Origin of the sequence: Paenibacillus nanchangensis, assembly GCF_046543445.1 — a bacterium.
Classification (GTDB): Bacteria; Bacillota; Bacilli; order Paenibacillales; family Paenibacillaceae; genus Paenibacillus_AQ; species Paenibacillus_AQ nanchangensis.
Map to the genome: position 1 here is coordinate 1 of NZ_JBHOFD010000017.1, position 17,750 is coordinate 17,750.

Genomic DNA, 17,750 nt, shown 5'->3' on the forward strand with positions numbered 1-17,750 from the left:
TGGGGTTTTGGGTTGCCTTGCGGACTCCAGATCCGTTATTCGTACCAAAAACATACAAACTATGGCTTCTTTGCGTAGATAAGTGAATATGAGTCCGCCACTTTGCCAAAACATGGGATAATCGAAATATAGGGTCCCCTGAGTCCGGAAACCTGTACCAATCGGCGCTTGGCTGCCCGCTATGACAAGACAGCGAGCATGTTCAAGGTTTTTTGGCGTTGATTTCGATGAGGTTATGGCTGAAATGAGTTTGCGTACAGACTCTAGTGTTGATTAATCCTCCAGCTTCATAGCCGGGCCAAAAAATTCATGGTGGATCTGCGAGTCACGCATGCCCAGCGATTTGAGATGCCGGATCATCGCTTCCATAAATGGAACCGGGCCGCAGACATAAGCTTCGCCCGAAAGGTCCACGTATTTCTCCAGCTCTTCGCGGGTAATCGTGCCGCCAGGCTGGTCGGCATAATAAAACTTGGATACCGCATGCTTCATGCCGCTGGACAGCTCCTCGATTTCCCGGCGGAACGCACCAAGCGCTTCGTTGCGGGCCGCGTGCAGGAAAACGGCTTTCCGGTCTGGTGTCTGGGCCGCAAGCGTCTCGAACATGCTCATCATCGGCGTGATGCCGACGCCGCCGGACAAGAAGGTGATAGGCGTCGTCTTGGAGGTATCCAGCACGAATTCACCGGCCGGCGGGCTAATTTCAAGCGTATCGCCTTCCTTAATCTGCTCATGCAGGTAGACGGAGACGCGTCCGTTTGGGTCGTTATCCGATTCTCTTTTTACGGAGATGCGGAAGCCTTCCGATTTCGGTGTTTGAGACAGACTGTACTGCCGGATCATGGTGTATTTTTCGCCGGGAATCGATACACGTACAGAGATATATTGGCCGGGTTTGTATGCGGGAACTTCTCCGCCGTCCGCCGGTTTCAGATAAAACGAAGTAATGCTGCCGCTTTCCTCCACCTTCCGGTCCACCACAAACGGTTTGAAGAAATTCCAGCCGTGCTCCTGCTCGCGGGCTTCTTTGTACATATTTGCTTCCACCCCGATAAAAGCGTCGGCGATCACGCCGTAAGCTTCCTTCCATGCATTTAAAATCTCATCGGTAGCCGCGTCGCCCAGCACTTCCTTGATCGCTTTCAGCAAATATTCGCCGACGATCGGATAATGCTCCGGCTTGATCCCCAAGCTTACATGCTTGTGTGCGATCTGCACCACCGCGGGCAAAATCGCTTCCAGATTGTCAATGTGAACCGCCGCGGCATACACCGTGTTGGCAAGCGCCGTCTGCTGGCGTCCTTTTGCCTGATTCGCGTGATTAAATACGTTAAGCAGTTCGGGATGCGCCTCGAACATCGTTTTGTAAAATACCGAAGTGATTGTAGTACCGTGTTCGGCAAGGACGGGAGCTGTCGATTTTACAATGTCGCGTGTCTGTTGGGATAACATGTGATTTCCTCCCTTGATCTCATTACGAATGGCTTTCAGTACACAGAATAATGGAGCCGGCGGGGCGGCAGTGTGATTTCACGCACATTTGCCTTAATTTGTGACCAAAGTCATATCTTTAACCGAGAAAATCTGAAATTCCGGAATAGGAAAGAAAAAATAAGCTGGCAATACGGGAAACTTGATCACCGTCAAGGAAGCCGATGCCGCCCAGGGCTACAATGGGATTACAAATCACACCAACCAAGGAGGCGGTCCGCATGACCACCGTTAGTTTTAGACTTGAAACCTTATCCTGCCCGTCCTGTGTCCAGAAAATCGAACAAATATTATTGAAGCAGCCAGGTGTAAAGGAAACGGTTGTCCGGTTTCATTCCAGCAAGGTCAAAGCTGTTTTTGACGAACAGATAACCTCTGCCGGGGAGTTGGAACAGATCATTTTGCAGCTTGGATATCCGGTATTGTCGAAGACAACCGCGAAGCATCCGCTATAATGAGGAAAGGAGACGATGCATGATGTCATCGAGGAAAAAAGCAGCTTTATCCCTGTTCACCGGTTCGTTGATCGCCGTCTCATACATCCTGCAAATGGCCGGTAATCTTCGTGTCCCGCCTTTTTTGTTCCTGATTACCGCCCTCTCAGCAGGAATTCCGATTGCGTTTACCGCGTTTAAGGCGCTTCGCTTCCGCACCTTCAGCATCGAGCTGCTGGTGACAATTGCCGTCACTGGCGCACTGTTCATCGGGGAGTACAGCGAGGCAGCTGTCGTATCGTTCCTGTTTATTGTCGGGTCGTATCTGGAATCCCGGACGCTGGAGAAGACGCGCGGCACCCTTCGCTCACTGCTTGATCAAACGCCCAAAGAAGCAACTGTGATAAAAAACGGCGTTAAACAGGTCATTCCCGCGGAAGAGATCGAAGCAGGCGACCGGGTATGCATTCATTCAGGAGAGCGGATCGCTGCGGACGGTGTGATTGTTGCGGGGACGGCTTATATCCATGAAGCGAATATTACGGGGGAACCTGTCCCGGTGCACAAAGCTCCAGGCAGTAGAGTTTACAGCGGCACCATCGTGGATCATGGTTATATTGAGATGGAGGCGGAGCGGGTTGGTGAGGACACTGCTTTTGCCCGGATTATCGAGCTGGTGGAAGAAGCGCAGGAAAAAAAGACGAAAACCGAGCGGTTCCTGAACCGTTTCGCAGCGGTCTATACACCGCTGGTTGTGGGCTTGTCCTTGCTGGTCTATGCGCTGACAAGGAATGTGGAGTTCACCTTAACTTTCCTCGTCATCGCTTGTCCCGGCGCTTTGGTCATTTCAGCTCCCGTGTCGATGGTGGCGGGCATTGGCAGTGCGGCCAAACACGGGGTGCTGGTAAAAGGGGGAGAGGGCATGGAGCGGCTGGCCAAAGCGGATGTGTTTGTGTTCGACAAAACTGGTACGCTGACGATGGGTCAGCCCGCCCTTGTGGACATCAAGAGTTATGGAATGGATGGAGAGACGCTGCTGCAAAAAACCGCCGCAGCGGAAAGCGGCTCAGAACACCTGCTTGGCCGCACCATCGTAAAAGAGGCGGCAGCGCGGGGACTGCTGGCCGGTCCAGCGCCAGCAGAGGCTGAGCTTGAAGTGGTCAAAGGCCAGGGAATCCGGTATGAAGCTGGCGGCGAGCGGATTGAGGCGGGCAGCCGCAGACTGCTGGCGGAGGCAGGGATTGCGCTGCTGCCAGAAGCGGAGGAGTATGCGAGCGAGCAGGAACGGCTAGGACATACCGTCGTGTTTGCCGCGGTGAACGGACGTCTTGAAGGGATGTTGTCCGTAGCAGACAGGATACGGCCGGAAGCCGCTAGGGTGCTGTCCCGGCTGCGTGAGCAAGGGTTGAAGAAGCTGTACATGCTGACCGGCGATAATGCCCGTGCGGCCGGGCTGGTCGGTGAGCAATTAGGATTGGACGGTGTGTATGGCGATTTGCTCCCGGAACAAAAGGCAGCGAAAATCCAGGAATGGAAAGAAGCGGGCTGCCGGGTGGCGATGATCGGCGATGGAATCAATGACGCCCCGGCGATTGCGGCGGCGGATGTCGGGCTGGCGATTGGCGCAGGCGGGACGGATGCAGCGATGGAAACCGCCGATATTGTCCTGATGTCCGGCCGGTTGGACCCGCTTGTCCATGCCCGCCATGTATCCGCGGCTACCGTCCGCAACATGCGGCAAAATACGGTGATTGCCTTGGGGACAGTGGGCGCGCTGCTGGCGGGTGTGCTGCTGCAGCGGATTTTTTTGGCCGCAGGTATGCTTGTCCACGAGCTCAGCGTGCTGCTTGTCATTTTGAACGCGGTCCGGCTGACCCGGATCGGTGCAACCCGTAAGTATCCGGCCGTCCTGCGTGTTATCAGACCCAAGAGAGCGGAAAGGGGAAATGCCTGAATGGAATGCGGACATTGCCAGACCGGCCAGCCTGGCGCAAGTAAAACACAGCAGCTCTGCGTTTCGCTGGTGCCGATATTCAATCACTTGGAATCTGAACAAATGCAGGAGATCGCAGGCACCACACGGCAGGCGGTATATGCGCGGAATCAGCCGGTTTATCAGGCCGGCGACACGCTGGACCGGCTGTACATTGTGCATACAGGCAAGGTGCGGATTTACCGGATCACTGAATCCGGCAAGGAGCAGCTGCTCCGCATTTTGGAGCCAGGTGATTTTATGGGGGAGCACGCTTTGTTTGCGGCCTCTACGGCCGACCACTATGCGGAAGCGATGGAACAGACCGAGCTGTGTATCATGAGCCGTAAGGATTTGCAGGTGTTTCTATTGAAGTACCCGGCCATTGCCCTGAAACTGCTGGAGGCCTTCGGGGACCGGCTGGAACGGCTGGAGAAGCACATCGGCAGTCTGACGAGTGAAGGAACGGAGAGGAGGCTGGCCGCTTATCTGCTGGAGCTTGCGGGAGAAGGAGGAGAGGAGACGGTTACCCTGCCAATTCCGAAAAAGGACTTAGCCTCTTATCTCGGCACGACGCCGGAGACCGTAAGCCGCAAGCTGGCGGAGTTTCAGGAAAAAGGCTGGATCGAGCAGACCGGTCAACGCGGGATTCGGATAGTAAACGCGGAAGCGCTCAGATCGACTTAACAGGGAATATGTGATCACAAAAAAAGAACGGCCCTGCTCAATTGAACAGAAGCCGTTCTTCTTCGCGGCTGTGGATGGCGTTCACCACCACCAGGGCATGAAAATGATGGATCAGTTCCTCCGTAAGACCTTCTTCCGCCAGCATCGTCCGCAGGTCCTTCACCATGATCCGCAGCAGGTCATGATCGCGGGTTAACTGTACGACGGATTGGGCCAGCTCCGGGCTTTTGGCTTCCATCTCCTGAAAAAAGCCTTCTTCCTCCGCGTCGGCATGACTTAAAATCCGGGTTTCCCAATAGTCCAGCAGATGCTCTGCGGCAAGCACCGCCGCTTCGGTCTCTCCCAAGGCGAACAACCGTTCAAATTCCTCTGTTTTATCTTTTGCGCCTGTCAGCCCGCCTTCATGTATAGCGTGATGGGCATTAAGCTGCCGCAATGCCGGTCCTCCCATGGACATTCACCCTTTCCGAGATTGGTGTGTCCCAGTATAACACACTGCTGCACGCTGTTGTGGAGGGTAGGTGTACTCGGGGCCTAAAGTAGGGAACTCCCTGATTGGTCCCTTTTCGGCGCAGCCTTACAATGAGAGGGGGGAATCCCCCTGTTAAACAACCTGTCCGGCTTCATGAATCGGGATTTACCCTAATGCTTGAATCTGCGGCTGAAGTTAAAGTCTCAACTTTCGCAGAGCGAAAATCAGCTAAGCTCGAGTCCTGGCGCGGATTTAACCGCAATAAAGTAACCGTCTTGAAAAAATAGAAAAAGACCGCTTCGCCCGCGGCGAACGCACGCTCGGCGGAACTTACGGTGCGATGAAGTTAGCACCCTGGACTGGATAGTTGCCTTGGCGCAACTCATAGAACATCTGAACGATATTGTGCGACTCAGGTTGGGGAGTTCTTCTCCACCCTGATCCAAAGTCAACACCTGCACTGGATCTCCGGTTTGCCCAGTGATCTCAAGCCGTATCTGCCGATCTCAGGTTGCGCTGCCGGTCTCAGGCTGCGAAAGTTGAGTTAATAAGAGCAGCGTGAACCAAGACTTGATAAACAATGTCTTCGACTGCCGCTGTTGTCGTTGAACGAACTGGTACGAATCCCTCCTGTAACAGACCCGCAGCGGATTACCGCCGAACGCGATACCGAGGTCTTTCCGGACCCAGAGGACGTTATTTCTGAAATTCTTGGGCTTTAGGTATGCCTTGCGGACTCCAAATCCGTTATTCGTACCAAAAACATCCAAACGATGGATCCTCCGCGTAAATAAGTGAATCTGAGTCCGTCTCTTTGCCAAAACGCTGAATAATCAGCAAATAGGGTCCCCTGAGTCCGTAAAAAAGTCATAGGGGAGGACAAGGTTGAGTTGCTTCAAAAGGCATCCAAAGTTTGGATAACCGATACTGTGTTCAGACAGGGAATGTTGCTGTAACCTAGATTTACGCACCTTTTTTGTTGACATGGTTGGTGGCACTACCATGACACCAAAAAAGTGAGGTGTTTTATATCAATACAAGTAAATCTATTGAATTTTACTTACTCACTCAAGGGGCTAAGCCATTTTTCCAGCTGCGAAAGTTGAGTTAAAGGATTCACAGCGTTTGTTTGGCATTCTATTATTCGACAATGAAAGGACCATGAGGATGAACAGTTACATACCGAACCAGCACGGCGCCTGGGCCATGCTGATTGTGCCTTTTCTATTCGGCTTGTCCGCCGGAAGCTTTGGCTGGATGCAGCTGCTCCTGTTTATCGGCTGGCTGCTGATTTATTTATTCAGCTTTCCGCTGCTGCAGTGGATCAAGACTGGAAAAACGGCCAGATACAAGCAGCCTGTCCTTGTCTATGGCGCCTGCCTGCTGCCTGTGGTGTGCGCCCTCGTCTGGTATCGTCCGGCACTGCTCCTGTATGGAGCCGCACTGATACCGTTTTTTCTAATCCCCGCTTATTATGCCAAGGCGAAAAACGAACGGGCCCTCCTGAACGATATGGTAGCGGTCCTGTTATTCAGCTCATTTGTTTATCCTGTCATGTATTTGGGCAGCGGGGAAAATTGGTGGCATGCGCATGAATTGTTTGCGATTTCCGCCGTATATTTTGCCGGGACAGTGTTTTATGTGAAGACGGTGATCCGTGAAAAAAACAATCCGCGTTTCTACGCCGCTTCCCTGGTTTACCATTTGGCGGCTGTTGCCGCCATGGGATGTATCGAGCCGATGCTGATGCTGCCGTTTGGCATTTTGTTCGTGCGCGCAGCCCTGCTGCCAAAACGGGGCATCAAAGCGAAGCAGAGCGGCATCGCGGAGATCGGGTTTTCGGCAATGCTGGTGATGATGACGCTGCTGCTTGTTTTTTAGCGGGTAATTTATATCTGAGTGTAAAAATAGGGAGGGAGTGCCATGACAAAGTCCGCGCTGCAGCTGCGGCTAAAACGGGTGTACGATCCGCCGAATGACGAAGATGGCTGCCGTATCTTAATCGACCGGCTGTGGCCAAGAGGCCTGACTAAAGAGCAGGCTGCCATCCAGGAGTGGATGAAGGAAATTGCGCCGGATCCCGAACTGAGGCGCTGGTTTGGCCACAAGCCGGAGCGGTTCGGCGAATTCCGCAAGCGGTATCTCCACGAGCTTGCGGAGAGTGAGAAGAAAGCGGAGCTTGTACAGCGTATCCGCAAGCAGGCTGCCGAAGAACGGGTGACGCTGGTTTACGGGGCAAAAGATCCCGTGCATAATCACGGCGTCGTGCTGCTCGATTATGTGTGGCGTAGGGAGAAATAAAACGAATTATTCCGCTCTCTGCCTAGAGGCAGGGGCGGTACCGGTTCTCCTGAATGCATGTCCGCCTTGGAAGCTGCAATCCAAAGGACAAGTTTCTCACAACAAAAGGGGCCTCTCTTCGGGCCCCTTCGTTGCTGACGGCATTTCTGATTGCCTAAGCTGCGGATGTCCGGTGGCAGTTGGCTACTGCAGATTGTCTATGCGGTGGCACTGGCAATGGGCTGCTCAGATTGCCTAAGCAGCAGCTGCCCTCGGCTCTTGGCTACTGCAGCTTGCCTAAGCGCCAGCTGCACCCGGTTTTTGCCTGCAGCGGATGTCCTTCCCGCGGCATCCCGAAGCTTCAGCCCTCAATCACCGAAGCCGGCGCAGCTCCGGGCGGGATCATAGGATACACGTTCAGTTCCTCCGTGATATCAAACTCCATGACCACAACGCCTTCCTCTTTCCAAGCCTCGCGCACAACCGACTCCGCTTCCCCGAAATCCGCGGCATGGTACCCTTTGGCGCCAAATGTCCGCGCCAGCTCCGGGAACATGGGCGACGCCAGCTTCACAGACGTATAACGGCCGCCGCAGAACAGCTGCTGCCACTGTCTGACCATCCCCAAATAGCCATTCGTAAGAATCACAATCTTCAGATTCAGCCGCTGCTCAACCGCGGTCATCAGTTCCTGAATGTTCATCTGAATGCTGCCGTCGCCGCTGATACAGACCACCTGCCGATCCGGCTGAGCGATAGCGGCGCCTATAGCGGCCGGAAGCCCAAATCCCATCGTCCCGAGTCCGCCCGAAGTCACGAAAGAACGGGGGACGGTAAAAGGATAATGATTAGCCGTCCAGATCTGGTGCTGTCCAACATCCGTCGCGATTACTGCATCTTCATCCGCACAGCTGTGGATCAGTTGCAGCACCTCCTGAGGCAGCAGCCTGCCGCCGCTGCGCAAAAAAGGCGCCCGCTTGGACAGGCTGCCAGCCTGCGCGGTCCAGTCCGCCCAATTTTCATTTTCCGGGCGGAAAAGCACCGGGCGGGAGAGTGAAGTGCGGGAGCGTAAAGTGGGGGAGAGCAGCGCGCGGAGCAGGTCTTCTACACGGCCGTGCAGCGGCAGGTCGATCCCGATATTTTTATTCAGCTCGGCGGAATCGATGTCCACCTGAATTTTGTAAGAGCGGGAGGAGAAGGCCTGCCGGTTGCCCGAAACCCGGTCGCTGAAACGGACGCCCAGGCAGAGCAGCAGATCCGCCTGCTGAACGGAACGGTTGGCGGCGATTGTGCCGTGCATCCCGAGCATGCCCAGGTACTGCGGATGCCCGGCAGGGAAAGCGCCAAGCCCCATCAGGGTTGAAACGACGGGAATGCCGGTTTGTTCTGCGAATTCGCGCAGCAGCTCCGGTCCATCCCCGGCCATACATCCGCCGCCAGCGATGATGACGGGACGCCGGCTTCCGCTCAGTTTCACCGCGGCCTGTTCCAGCAGCTCTTCGGGTATGTGCGCCGGTTCCAATCCTTTTTTGGCGTGTAATGCCGCCATTTGAAAGTCTGCCAGCTCATACGGACGCCCGCTTATTGCGGCCATCACATCTTTGGGCAGATCGATCAGCACCGGTCCCGGACGGCCGCTTACCGCAATTTCAAAGGCCTGGCACACAATTTGGGGGAGATCGTCCAGATGAAACACGATGAAATTATGTTTGGTAATCGACATCGTCATGCTGAAAATGTCGACTTCCTGGAAGCTGTCCAGCCCGATCAGCGAAGTTGCCACTTGGCCGGTCAACACCACGAGCGGTACGGAGTCCATATAGGCGTTTGCGATGCCGGTTACTGCGTTAGTGGCGCCGGGGCCGCTTGTCACCAGGGCAACACCGGCTTTTCCCGACACCCGCGCATAACCGTCCGCCGCGTGAACGGCTGCTTGTTCATGCCGGACCAATACATGCTTGATGGAAGAACAATCGTACAGCGCGTCGTAAATCGGCAGGACGGCCCCTCCGGGATATCCGAATATCGTGTCGACTTGATGATAGTTAAGTAATTGAATGAGCAGTTCAGCGCCCGTCACAGGCAGCACCTCCGATTTTTTTAGTAGACAGCATACTCCAGAAACCGGAAGGATTAGGGTGACTGGGATCACTTTTTGCGGGACGAACCACTGCATCCAGACGGAACAAGGGATTTCCCCTGGCGCTATAGGACATTCCCTAATGGGACCCGGGCGGGGGGCGCTTCATAATGAAGGTAACGTGCGATAACCGCAAGCTTTATGCGTTTATGCGAATTGATCCGGGTTACACCAACCCTTTAAAGGAGTGTTCACCGCAGATGAAAAAAAAACGCAGTCTCCGTTTCTTCAAGCCGATCGAGAGCTACTCGGGCAGCTGGTCGATTCTTGAGGAAAAGAACCGGGAATGGGAGAACGTGTACCGTCAGCGCTGGTCCCACGACAAAGTTGTCCGGACGACGCATGGAGTCAACTGTACCGGCTCGTGCAGCTGGAAGGTGTTCGTGAAAAACGGCATCATCACCTGGGAGAACCAGCAGATCGACTATCCGTCCTGCGGCGCAGATATGCCGGAGTTTGAGCCAAGAGGCTGCCCGCGCGGAGCGACCTTCTCCTGGTATGAATACAGCCCGCTGAGGATCAAATATCCGTACATGCGCGGCAAGCTGTGGCGTCTGTGGCTGGACGCGCTTGCATCGGAAACGAATCCCGTTGACGCCTGGGCCAGCATCGTGGAGAATCCCGAAAAGGCCAAGTCGTATAAATCCGCCCGGGGAAAAGGCGGCCATGTCCGGGTCGGCTGGGACGACGCCCTGAGGCTGATTTCGGCACAGCTGATCTATACGATCCGCAAATACGGGCCCGACCGGATCGCCGGGTTTACTCCGATCCCCGCCATGTCGATGATCAGCTACGCATCCGGCGCGCGGTTCATTTCCCTGCTGGGCGGGGAAATGCTGAGCTTTTACGATTGGTACGCGGATCTGCCGCCCGCTTCGCCGCAAATCTGGGGCGAGCAGACGGACGTTCCCGAATCTTCGGACTGGTATAACGCCGGTTATTTGATCATGTGGGGCTCCAATGTGCCGCTTACCCGGACACCAGACGCCCACTTCATGACGGAAGTGCGGTACAAAGGCACGAAGGTCGTGTCCGTTGCGCCGGACCATGCCGAAAACGTCAAATTCGCCGATAACTGGCTGGCTCCGCACCCCGGAACGGATGCCGCGGTGGCTCAGGCGATGACTCATGTCATCCTTAAGGAATTTTATCAGGACCGGCAGGAGCCGATGTTCCTGGATTACGCCAAGCAGTACACGGATATGCCGTTCCTAATTTTGCTTGATCCGCACGAAGCCTCCTGGAAAGCGGGAAGATTCCTGCGAGCCAGCGATCTCGGCGACAACACCCCGAACGCGGATTGGAAGCCGGTAATTTACGATGAAGGGGCGGATGAGCTGGTGGTGCCGAACGGCACGCTGGGCCAGCGCTGGGAGCAGGGCAAGAAGTGGAATCTGATTTTGGAGCGGGAGGATGGAACACCTGTCAAACCTGCACTTTCGGTCGAAGGGCTGAACGAAGGCTGGAACGAAATTGTATTCCCATTTTTCGATAATGCGGGGAACGGCACCTTTACTCGCTCCATTCCGGTAACCAAGGTGCGTCTGGCCGATGGAACCGAACGATATGCCGCCACGGTGTATGACCTGATGATGAGCCAATACGGCATCGCCCGCACTGCAAGCACACATCATGCCAAAGGTTACGACGATGCCGGATCGTTCTACACACCGGCCTGGCAGGAAGCCGTTACCGGCGTCAAAGCGTCCGTCGTGGTACAGATCGCCCGCGAGTTTGCGCAGAACGCGCTGGACACGGGCGGACGGTCGATGATTATTATGGGCGCGGGGATCAACCACTGGTTCAACAGCGACACCATTTACCGGTCCATTTTGAACCTGGTGATCCTGACCGCTTCTCAAGGCGTTAACGGCGGCGGCTGGGCGCATTATGTCGGCCAGGAAAAATGCCGTCCGATTGAAGGCTGGTCGACCATCGCTTTTGCCAAAGACTGGCAGGGTCCGGCCCGGCTGCAAAACGCCACGTCGTTTTTCTATTTTGCGACCGAGCAGTGGCGTTATGAAGAAAGCGGAACGGACAGCCTGAAATCGCCAACCGCGGGCGACGTCAAATATCAGCATCCCGCCGATTACAACGTGCTTGCGGCCCGGCTTGGCTGGCTGCCTTCCTATCCGCAGTTCAACAAAAACAGTCTGCTGTTCGCCGAAGAAGCGGCCAGACAAGGGAAAAAGACTAACGAAGAAATTATCAAACATGCGGCGGATGAAGTCCGCTCCCGCAAGGTGAAATTTGCCGCCGAAGACCCGGGCGCAGCGGAGAACTTTCCGCGGACCTTGTTCATCTGGCGTTCCAACCTGATCTCCAGCTCCGCCAAAGGGCAGGAGTATTTCATGAAGCATCTGCTCGGCGCTTCCGACGGACTCCTGGCACGGCCTAACGAAGAAGTGAAGCCGGAAGAAATGGTCTGGCGCGAGGATGCCGAAGGCAAACTCGACCTGATGGTTACGCTCGATTTCCGGATGACGGCCACGCCGCTGTATGCGGACATCGTGCTGCCGGCGGCGACCTGGTACGAAAAAACCGACTTGTCCTCAACGGATATGCACCCGTTTGTGCATCCGTTTAATCCGGCGGTGAATCCGCTCTGGGAATCGAAATCCGACTGGGACATTTACCGGCGGCTGGCGGAAGTGTTCTCCGATATGGCGAAAACCCATCTTCCCGGGGTCTACAAGGATCTTGTAACCGCGCCGCTTGCCCATGATTCGGTTGGCGAGATTTCCCAGCCGATGGGCAAAGTGAAGGACTGGGCAAAAGGGGAAGTCGAGGCGGTTCCAGGCAAAACGATGCCGAATTTCAGTATTGTCGAGCGCGATTATACGAAAATTCACGACAAATATATTTCACTCGGTCCAAACCTTGCGATCGGCAAGACCGGCGCGCACGGCGTCAGCTTTTCGGTGGCGGAAGAATACGAAGAGCTGAAACGGCTGAACGGCGTGTATTACGACGAAACGATTAAGGACGGTCTGCCGAAGCTGCAGACGGCCCGGCAGGCGGCGGATACGATTCTGCATCTGTCCTCGGCGACGAACGGAAGAGTTTCGCAAAAAGCCTACGCACAGGCGGAGCTGGATCACGGCGTCACGCTGAAGGATATTTCCGCCGACCGGGCGGCCGAACGGATTACCTTCCAGAGCATCACCGCCCAGCCGAGGGAAGTGATTCCAACGCCGGTATTCAGCGGCTCGAACAAACAGGGCCGGCGGTATTCGCCGTTTACGACCAATATCGAACGCCTTGTTCCGTTCCGGACGCTGACGGGCAGACAGCATTTTTACCTGGATCATGAGCTGTTCCTGCAGTACGGCGAATCGCTGCCGGTCTACAAACCGACGCTGCCGCCGATGGTGTTTGGTCCGCGCGACCGCGAGGTCAAAGGCGGACAGGACACGCTAGTTCTGCGTTATTTAACGCCGCATGGCAAATGGAATATCCACTCGACCTACCAGGACAACCAGCATATGCTGACGCTGTTCCGCGGCGGTCCTACCGTCTGGATCAACAACGAGGACGCCGCGCAGCACCAGCTGGCCGACAACGATTGGGTGGAGGTCTACAACCGCAACGGCGTCGTGACCGCCAGAGCGGTCGTCAGCCACCGGATGCCGCGGGGCACGATGTTCATGTACCATGCTCAGGACAAACATATTCAAGTACCGGGCTCCGAAATTACGGATACGCGCGGCGGAAGCCATAATGCGCCGACCCGCATTCACATGAAGCCGACCCAAATGGTCGGCGGTTACGCGCAGCTCAGTTACGGCTTCAACTACTACGGTCCGATCGGCAACCAGAGAGACGTTTATGTCGCCGTCCGCAAAATGAAGGAGGTTAACTGGCTTGAAGATTAAAGCGCAAATCGCCATGGTGATGAACCTGGACAAATGTATCGGCTGCCACACGTGCAGCGTTACCTGCAAGACCACCTGGACAAACCGTAAAGGTGCCGAATACATGTGGTTCAACAACGTTGAGACAAAACCCGGCATCGGTTATCCGAAACGCTGGGAAGACCAGGAGACCTACAAAGGCGGCTGGCAGCTGCGCAAAGGCAAGCTGGAGCTGAAGTCGGGCAACAAGCTGTCGAAGGTGGCGCTCGGCAAAATTTTTTACAATCCCGATATGCCTGAAATGAAGGATTATTACGAGCCTTGGACGTACAATTACGAGCACTTAACCCAAGCGGGGGAGCAAAAACATTCCCCTGTCGCCCGCGCCCATTCCGCCGTTACCGGTGAAAAAATGGACCTGGACTGGGGCCCGAACTGGGAAGACGATCTGGCCGGTGCGCATGTCACCGGTCCGCAGGACCCCAACATCCAGAAAATCGAAGAAGAAATCAAATTTAACTTCGAGCAGTCGTTTATGGTTTATCTGCCGCGATTGTGCGAGCACTGCCTGAACCCGAGCTGCGTCGCGTCCTGCCCGTCAGGAGCGATGTACAAACGGGACGAAGACGGCATCGTCCTGGTGGACCAGGAGGCCTGCCGCGGCTGGCGGTACTGCATGACAGGCTGCCCTTACAAAAAAGTCTATTTCAACTGGCAGACGAACAAAGCGGAAAAATGCACGTTTTGTTTTCCCCGGATTGAAGCCGGGTTGCCGACCGTCTGCTCCGAGACCTGCACGGGCCGGATCCGCTACCTGGGCGTCCTGCTGTACGACGCGGACCGCGTGCATGAAGCAGCTTCCGTGCCGGACGAAAAAGATCTGTACAAAGCGCAATGCGACCTGTTCCTGAATCCAAACGATCCGGAAGTCATCCGCCAGGCGAAGCAGGACGGAATCACCGACGACTGGATCGAAGCGGCGCAGAATTCGCCGGTCTACAAGCTGGCGATTGAGCACAAGCTGGCGTTCCCGCTGCATCCGGAATACCGGACGCTGCCGATGGTATGGTATGTGCCGCCGCTCAGCCCAATCATGAACTATTTTGAAGGCAAAGATTCGATTAGCAATCCCGATTTAATCTTCCCGGCGATTGAGGAGATGCGGACGCCGATCGAATACCTCGCCAATATGCTGACGGCGGGCGATACGCAGACAGTCAAAGAAGCGCTGCAGCGGATGGCAATGATGCGCTCGTTCAAACGTGCGCAGAACACGGGCCAACCGTTCGATAACGCCCGTCTCGAGCGGGTGGGGTTGACCGCCCAGCAGACGGAGGAAATGTACCGGCTGCTGGCGATCGCCAAATACGAAGACCGGTTTGTCATTCCGACCTCCCACAAGGAAGGCTATATGAATCCGTACAGCGCGCAAGGCTCGGCGGGTTATGGAGATGCGATGGGCAGCATGGGGGCGGGCATGTCGTCCGGCTGCAGCGGCTGCGGTGCCGCAAATACGCCGGGAACCGCCATGCAGCAGGAGAAGACCGCCAAAGATGAGTTTGACGAGAATTTCTACGGGGGGATCTGGCGTGATTGACGTCATCAAACTGTATGATTATAAACCGGCGTTTGGTTTTGCCGCCCAGCATTTAACGTACCCGGATAAACTGGACTTTCATCCGGATTTTCTGGAGGAGTCGTTCCCTGCAGACCACCCCGCGGCCGCGCATCTCCGCACGTATTGGGATGAAATGCACACCCGCAGCCTGGACGACATCCGGGAGCTGTATACGGAAACGTTTGATTTTCAGAAAAATTGCACCTTATACATGACCTACTTCAAATTTGAGGACGCCAAGGAGCGCGGGCAAATGCTTGTCCGTCTCAAGGTGCTGTACGAAATGTTCGGGCTGGAAATGCCGGAGGGCGAGCTGCCTGACTTTCTTCCGCTGATGTGCGAGTTTCTGTACGCGGCCGAATGGCGGGACGATCCGAACGCACCCGAGAATTTTCGCCTGCTGATGGCGGTGCTGGAGGATGGAACGTATCATCTCCTGCGCTCGCTGGAAGCGCTGGGCAATCCTTATGCGCATTTAATCAGAGGGCTGCGTGAGACGTTTAAAGCCTGTCTGGAACGGGAGGCTTCCGGCCTATGAATATGCTTGATCAGTTTTTGTGGGTGATATTCCCTTACGTATGCATCGCGGTATTTATTGTCGGCCACATCTACAGGTACCGTAAAGACAAATTTAACTGGACCGCCAAATCCAGCGAATTCATTGAAAAAAAACAGCTGATGATCGGCAGCCTGCTGTTCCATCTAGGCATCATTCCAGTTATATTGGGGCACATCTCGGGCCTCGGGATTCCAAAGACCTGGATGCACGCCCTCGGCGTCAGCGATCATTTGTATCATATCGGCGCTGTGTATATCGGGGGGATCTTTGGCGCCATGACACTGGTTGGCATGCTGATTTTGACCGCCCGGCGCTTTACGCTCAAAAACGTGCGGCGGCTGAGCACCGGTTCAGACCTCGCCGTCAATGTGCTGCTGCTTTTCATCGTAATCATGGGGATGTACGCTACCTTAGTGACGAACGCCGTGCAGCCGGAATTCGATTACAGAGAGTCCATCTCGATTTGGTTCAGAGGACTGTTTATGTTCCGTCCCGATCCTTCGCTGATGCATGACGTCCCGCTGTCGTTCAAGCTGCATGCGTTGACCGGGTTTGCCATCTTCGCGTTTTGGCCGTTTACCCGGCTGGTTCATGTCTGGAGCGTTCCGTTGAATTATGTAGGCAGAAGTTATATCCTGTATAGAAGAAACAAATCGAAATAGGGAAGCAGGCCTTAGGCCTTCTTTCCTGGTTTTGGTTAGGAGAATTGCAATGGACAATACGAAGGACCACCAACGGGAGCTGGAGTCGATCCGCGCGCGCTGCGGGTATGATTTTATGGCGCTGGCCTTAGCTGAAACCGCGGAACATCATTATGTCATCCGGTGGAAGCATGCCTCGGGCAACCTCAACGACCGCTTTAAGCGGATCGTACTGCAGTCCGGCAAGGGGATCGCCGGCATCGTATTCAAAACCGGGAAGCCGGTATATATTCCTTCCATCACCCAGTATGTGGGCAGCGGGAATCTGTTTAATTATCCCATTGTCCAATCGGAACGGCTGGAAAGCCTGGCGGCAGTCCCGCTGTGGAACGACGGCCGGGTGGCCGGCGTGCTGCTTGGCGGTTTCCGCGGTGAAGCCCAGGTGACGCCGGAGATGGTGCGCCAGCTGGAGGCCGAAGCGGGCAGGGGAATCTGCGGACTGAACGGAAAGGAGATGACGACCCGTTGAGGCCTTCGATAGCCGATAAGGAGCAGCTTGGAACGCTGCTGATCAAGCTGTTCCGTAACAGCAGGGAAGCGATATTTTTCTTTGACCGTGACGGTTATGCACTGGCTGTTAACCCGGCGGCCGAGGAGATTGTCGGGCGTGATGTTTTATTCCAGCTGTATGAAGGACGGGACCATGCGATGTGCGGCACCTGCCGCGGCTATACCAATGAGACGGAGCTGCGCACCTGCCTGGACTGTTATTTTGAACAGCCGGATTCCTTCGAACGGGGATCGTTCCAGGTCTACTTGGAGACCAAGGGCAAGGGGATTGTTCCTTATGCCGGGACGTTTCACACCGTGGATGACGAGGAGGAAATCCGTGTGCTGATGCTGCGGGACTTGACCCCCCAGTTCCGGACACAGGAGAAGCTGTATCAGAACAAGATGATGAAGCATGTGATAGAAGCCCAGGAGAATGAACGCAAACGGATTTCCCGGGAGCTGCACGACAGCGTGGCGCAGGAGCTGATGAGCGCGGTGGTTGATCTCCGGGTGCTGAAATATATGACGACAGACGACAGTCTGATCAAAAAAATGAGACAAACCGAAGCCTCCATGACCCGTCTTCTGGACGATATCCGCAATTTGTCGGTGGAGCTGCGTCCCGCCGCACTGGACGATTTTGGCCTGGAAGCGGCGTTCCGCTCCCACTTCAAGCGGGTTGAGCTGAACTACGGGTTAGTTGTGGAGTTCGAATCTTCCGTCTCCAAGCGGCGCTACGGCAGCGAAATCGAGACGGTCATGTACCGGGTCTGCCAGGAAGCGGTACTGAACGCGCTGAAATACGCGCAGGTGGATACAGTTAAGGTCAGTCTGGTGGATGCCGGCGGCATGCTGCGGCTGACCGTGCAGGATCAAGGCGTCGGCTTTGTTCCTGGTGATGCGCCAATCGGCACCGGGCTGGGCTTATTCGGTATGCAGGAGCGCGCGGAGCTGGCCGGGGGGACGTTCCATGTCACCTCGGGAGCCGGCCGCGGAACGACCATCGTGCTGCAGATCCCGGTCAGCGCGGAAAGGGACGAGGAGTGAACA

At 55.4% G+C, this 17,750-nt stretch carries 14 protein-coding genes; 11 read left to right on the forward strand and 3 right to left on the reverse strand.

What is annotated here, in order from left to right; genetic code table 11:
• Positions 1–273: 273 nt before the first annotated feature.
• The gene (gene hmpA, locus ACE6ED_RS14855; protein WP_410827968.1) at positions 274–1,452 is read right to left on the reverse strand and encodes an NO-inducible flavohemoprotein; all 1,179 of its coding nucleotides are present in this window, start codon (positions 1,450–1,452) and stop codon (positions 274–276) included.
• 260 nt (positions 1,453–1,712) lie between these two features.
• Between hmpA and ACE6ED_RS14860 the strand changes: the two genes are divergently transcribed.
• From ACE6ED_RS14860 to ACE6ED_RS14870, 3 genes are read left to right on the forward strand one after another with little or no spacing between them, the layout of a single operon-like run.
• On the forward strand, positions 1,713–1,946 hold the full coding sequence (locus tag ACE6ED_RS14860) for a heavy-metal-associated domain-containing protein (RefSeq protein ID WP_410827969.1): 234 nt from the start codon (positions 1,713–1,715) through the stop codon (positions 1,944–1,946).
• Positions 1,947–1,965: 19 nt separating this feature from the next.
• Positions 1,966–3,879, forward strand: a complete 1,914-nt coding sequence (locus ACE6ED_RS14865) for a heavy metal translocating P-type ATPase (RefSeq protein WP_410827970.1) — start codon at positions 1,966–1,968, stop codon at positions 3,877–3,879.
• Complete coding sequence (locus tag ACE6ED_RS14870) at positions 3,880–4,584, forward strand: Crp/Fnr family transcriptional regulator (protein ID WP_410827971.1); 705 nt, start codon at positions 3,880–3,882, stop codon at positions 4,582–4,584.
• Between the two features lie 37 nt (positions 4,585–4,621).
• Here the strand turns inward: ACE6ED_RS14870 and ACE6ED_RS14875 are convergent, their stop codons facing one another.
• Positions 4,622–5,020 (reverse strand): hemerythrin domain-containing protein, encoded by a 399-nt coding sequence (locus tag ACE6ED_RS14875; protein WP_410827972.1) that lies wholly within the window; start codon positions 5,018–5,020, stop codon positions 4,622–4,624.
• Positions 5,021–6,223: 1,203 nt separating this feature from the next.
• Here ACE6ED_RS14875 and ACE6ED_RS14880 point away from each other — a divergent pair.
• Positions 6,224–6,937, forward strand: a complete 714-nt coding sequence (locus tag ACE6ED_RS14880) for a YwiC-like family protein (RefSeq protein ID WP_410827973.1) — start codon at positions 6,224–6,226, stop codon at positions 6,935–6,937.
• Between the two features lie 42 nt (positions 6,938–6,979).
• Positions 6,980–7,357, forward strand: a complete 378-nt coding sequence (locus ACE6ED_RS14885; protein ID WP_410827974.1) for a DUF488 domain-containing protein — start codon at positions 6,980–6,982, stop codon at positions 7,355–7,357.
• Between the two features lie 340 nt (positions 7,358–7,697).
• Here the strand turns inward: ACE6ED_RS14885 and ilvB are convergent, their stop codons facing one another.
• The gene (gene ilvB, locus ACE6ED_RS14890) at positions 7,698–9,416 is read right to left on the reverse strand and encodes a biosynthetic-type acetolactate synthase large subunit (RefSeq protein ID WP_410827975.1); all 1,719 of its coding nucleotides are present in this window, start codon (positions 9,414–9,416) and stop codon (positions 7,698–7,700) included.
• A gap of 260 nt (positions 9,417–9,676) precedes the next feature.
• Between ilvB and ACE6ED_RS14895 the strand changes: the two genes are divergently transcribed.
• The 6 genes from ACE6ED_RS14895 to ACE6ED_RS14920 are packed head-to-tail and all read left to right on the forward strand — an operon-like array spanning position 9,677 to position 17,747.
• The gene (locus ACE6ED_RS14895; protein WP_410827976.1) at positions 9,677–13,351 is read left to right on the forward strand and encodes a nitrate reductase subunit alpha; all 3,675 of its coding nucleotides are present in this window, start codon (positions 9,677–9,679) and stop codon (positions 13,349–13,351) included.
• Positions 13,341–14,927, forward strand: a complete 1,587-nt coding sequence (gene narH, locus ACE6ED_RS14900; protein ID WP_410827977.1) for a nitrate reductase subunit beta — start codon at positions 13,341–13,343, stop codon at positions 14,925–14,927. Before ACE6ED_RS14895 ends, narH begins: the two co-directional genes overlap by 11 nt.
• Complete coding sequence (gene narJ / locus ACE6ED_RS14905) at positions 14,920–15,486, forward strand: nitrate reductase molybdenum cofactor assembly chaperone (RefSeq protein WP_410827978.1); 567 nt, start codon at positions 14,920–14,922, stop codon at positions 15,484–15,486. Before narH ends, narJ begins: the two co-directional genes overlap by 8 nt.
• Positions 15,483–16,169 (forward strand): respiratory nitrate reductase subunit gamma, encoded by a 687-nt coding sequence (gene narI, locus ACE6ED_RS14910; protein ID WP_410827979.1) that lies wholly within the window; start codon positions 15,483–15,485, stop codon positions 16,167–16,169. The genes narJ and narI overlap by 4 nt, the downstream gene beginning before the upstream one ends.
• A gap of 49 nt (positions 16,170–16,218) precedes the next feature.
• Complete coding sequence (locus tag ACE6ED_RS14915) at positions 16,219–16,677, forward strand: GAF domain-containing protein (protein WP_410827980.1); 459 nt, start codon at positions 16,219–16,221, stop codon at positions 16,675–16,677.
• Complete coding sequence (locus ACE6ED_RS14920) at positions 16,674–17,747, forward strand: PAS domain-containing sensor histidine kinase (RefSeq protein WP_410827981.1); 1,074 nt, start codon at positions 16,674–16,676, stop codon at positions 17,745–17,747. The genes ACE6ED_RS14915 and ACE6ED_RS14920 overlap by 4 nt, the downstream gene beginning before the upstream one ends.
• The last annotated feature ends 3 nt before the right edge of the window (positions 17,748–17,750 follow it).

Excerpts from the sequence above, each read along its gene's own strand:
- ACE6ED_RS14870 (WP_410827971.1), top strand. The coding sequence starts at position 3,880 with ATGGAATGCGGACATTGCCAGACCGGCCAGCCTGGCGCAAGTAAAACA.
- ACE6ED_RS14860 (WP_410827969.1), top strand. The coding sequence starts at position 1,713 with ATGACCACCGTTAGTTTTAGACTTGAAACCTTATCCTGCCCGTCCTGT.
- narI (WP_410827979.1), top strand. The coding sequence starts at position 15,483 with ATGAATATGCTTGATCAGTTTTTGTGGGTGATATTCCCTTACGTATGC.
- ACE6ED_RS14915 (WP_410827980.1), top strand. The coding sequence starts at position 16,219 with ATGGACAATACGAAGGACCACCAACGGGAGCTGGAGTCGATCCGCGCG.
- ACE6ED_RS14865 (WP_410827970.1), top strand. The coding sequence starts at position 1,966 with ATGATGTCATCGAGGAAAAAAGCAGCTTTATCCCTGTTCACCGGTTCG.
- ACE6ED_RS14895 (WP_410827976.1), top strand. The coding sequence starts at position 9,677 with ATGAAAAAAAAACGCAGTCTCCGTTTCTTCAAGCCGATCGAGAGCTAC.
- ACE6ED_RS14885 (WP_410827974.1), top strand. The coding sequence starts at position 6,980 with ATGACAAAGTCCGCGCTGCAGCTGCGGCTAAAACGGGTGTACGATCCG.
- ACE6ED_RS14880 (WP_410827973.1), top strand. The coding sequence starts at position 6,224 with ATGAACAGTTACATACCGAACCAGCACGGCGCCTGGGCCATGCTGATT.
- hmpA (WP_410827968.1), bottom strand. The coding sequence starts at position 1,452 with ATGTTATCCCAACAGACACGCGACATTGTAAAATCGACAGCTCCCGTC.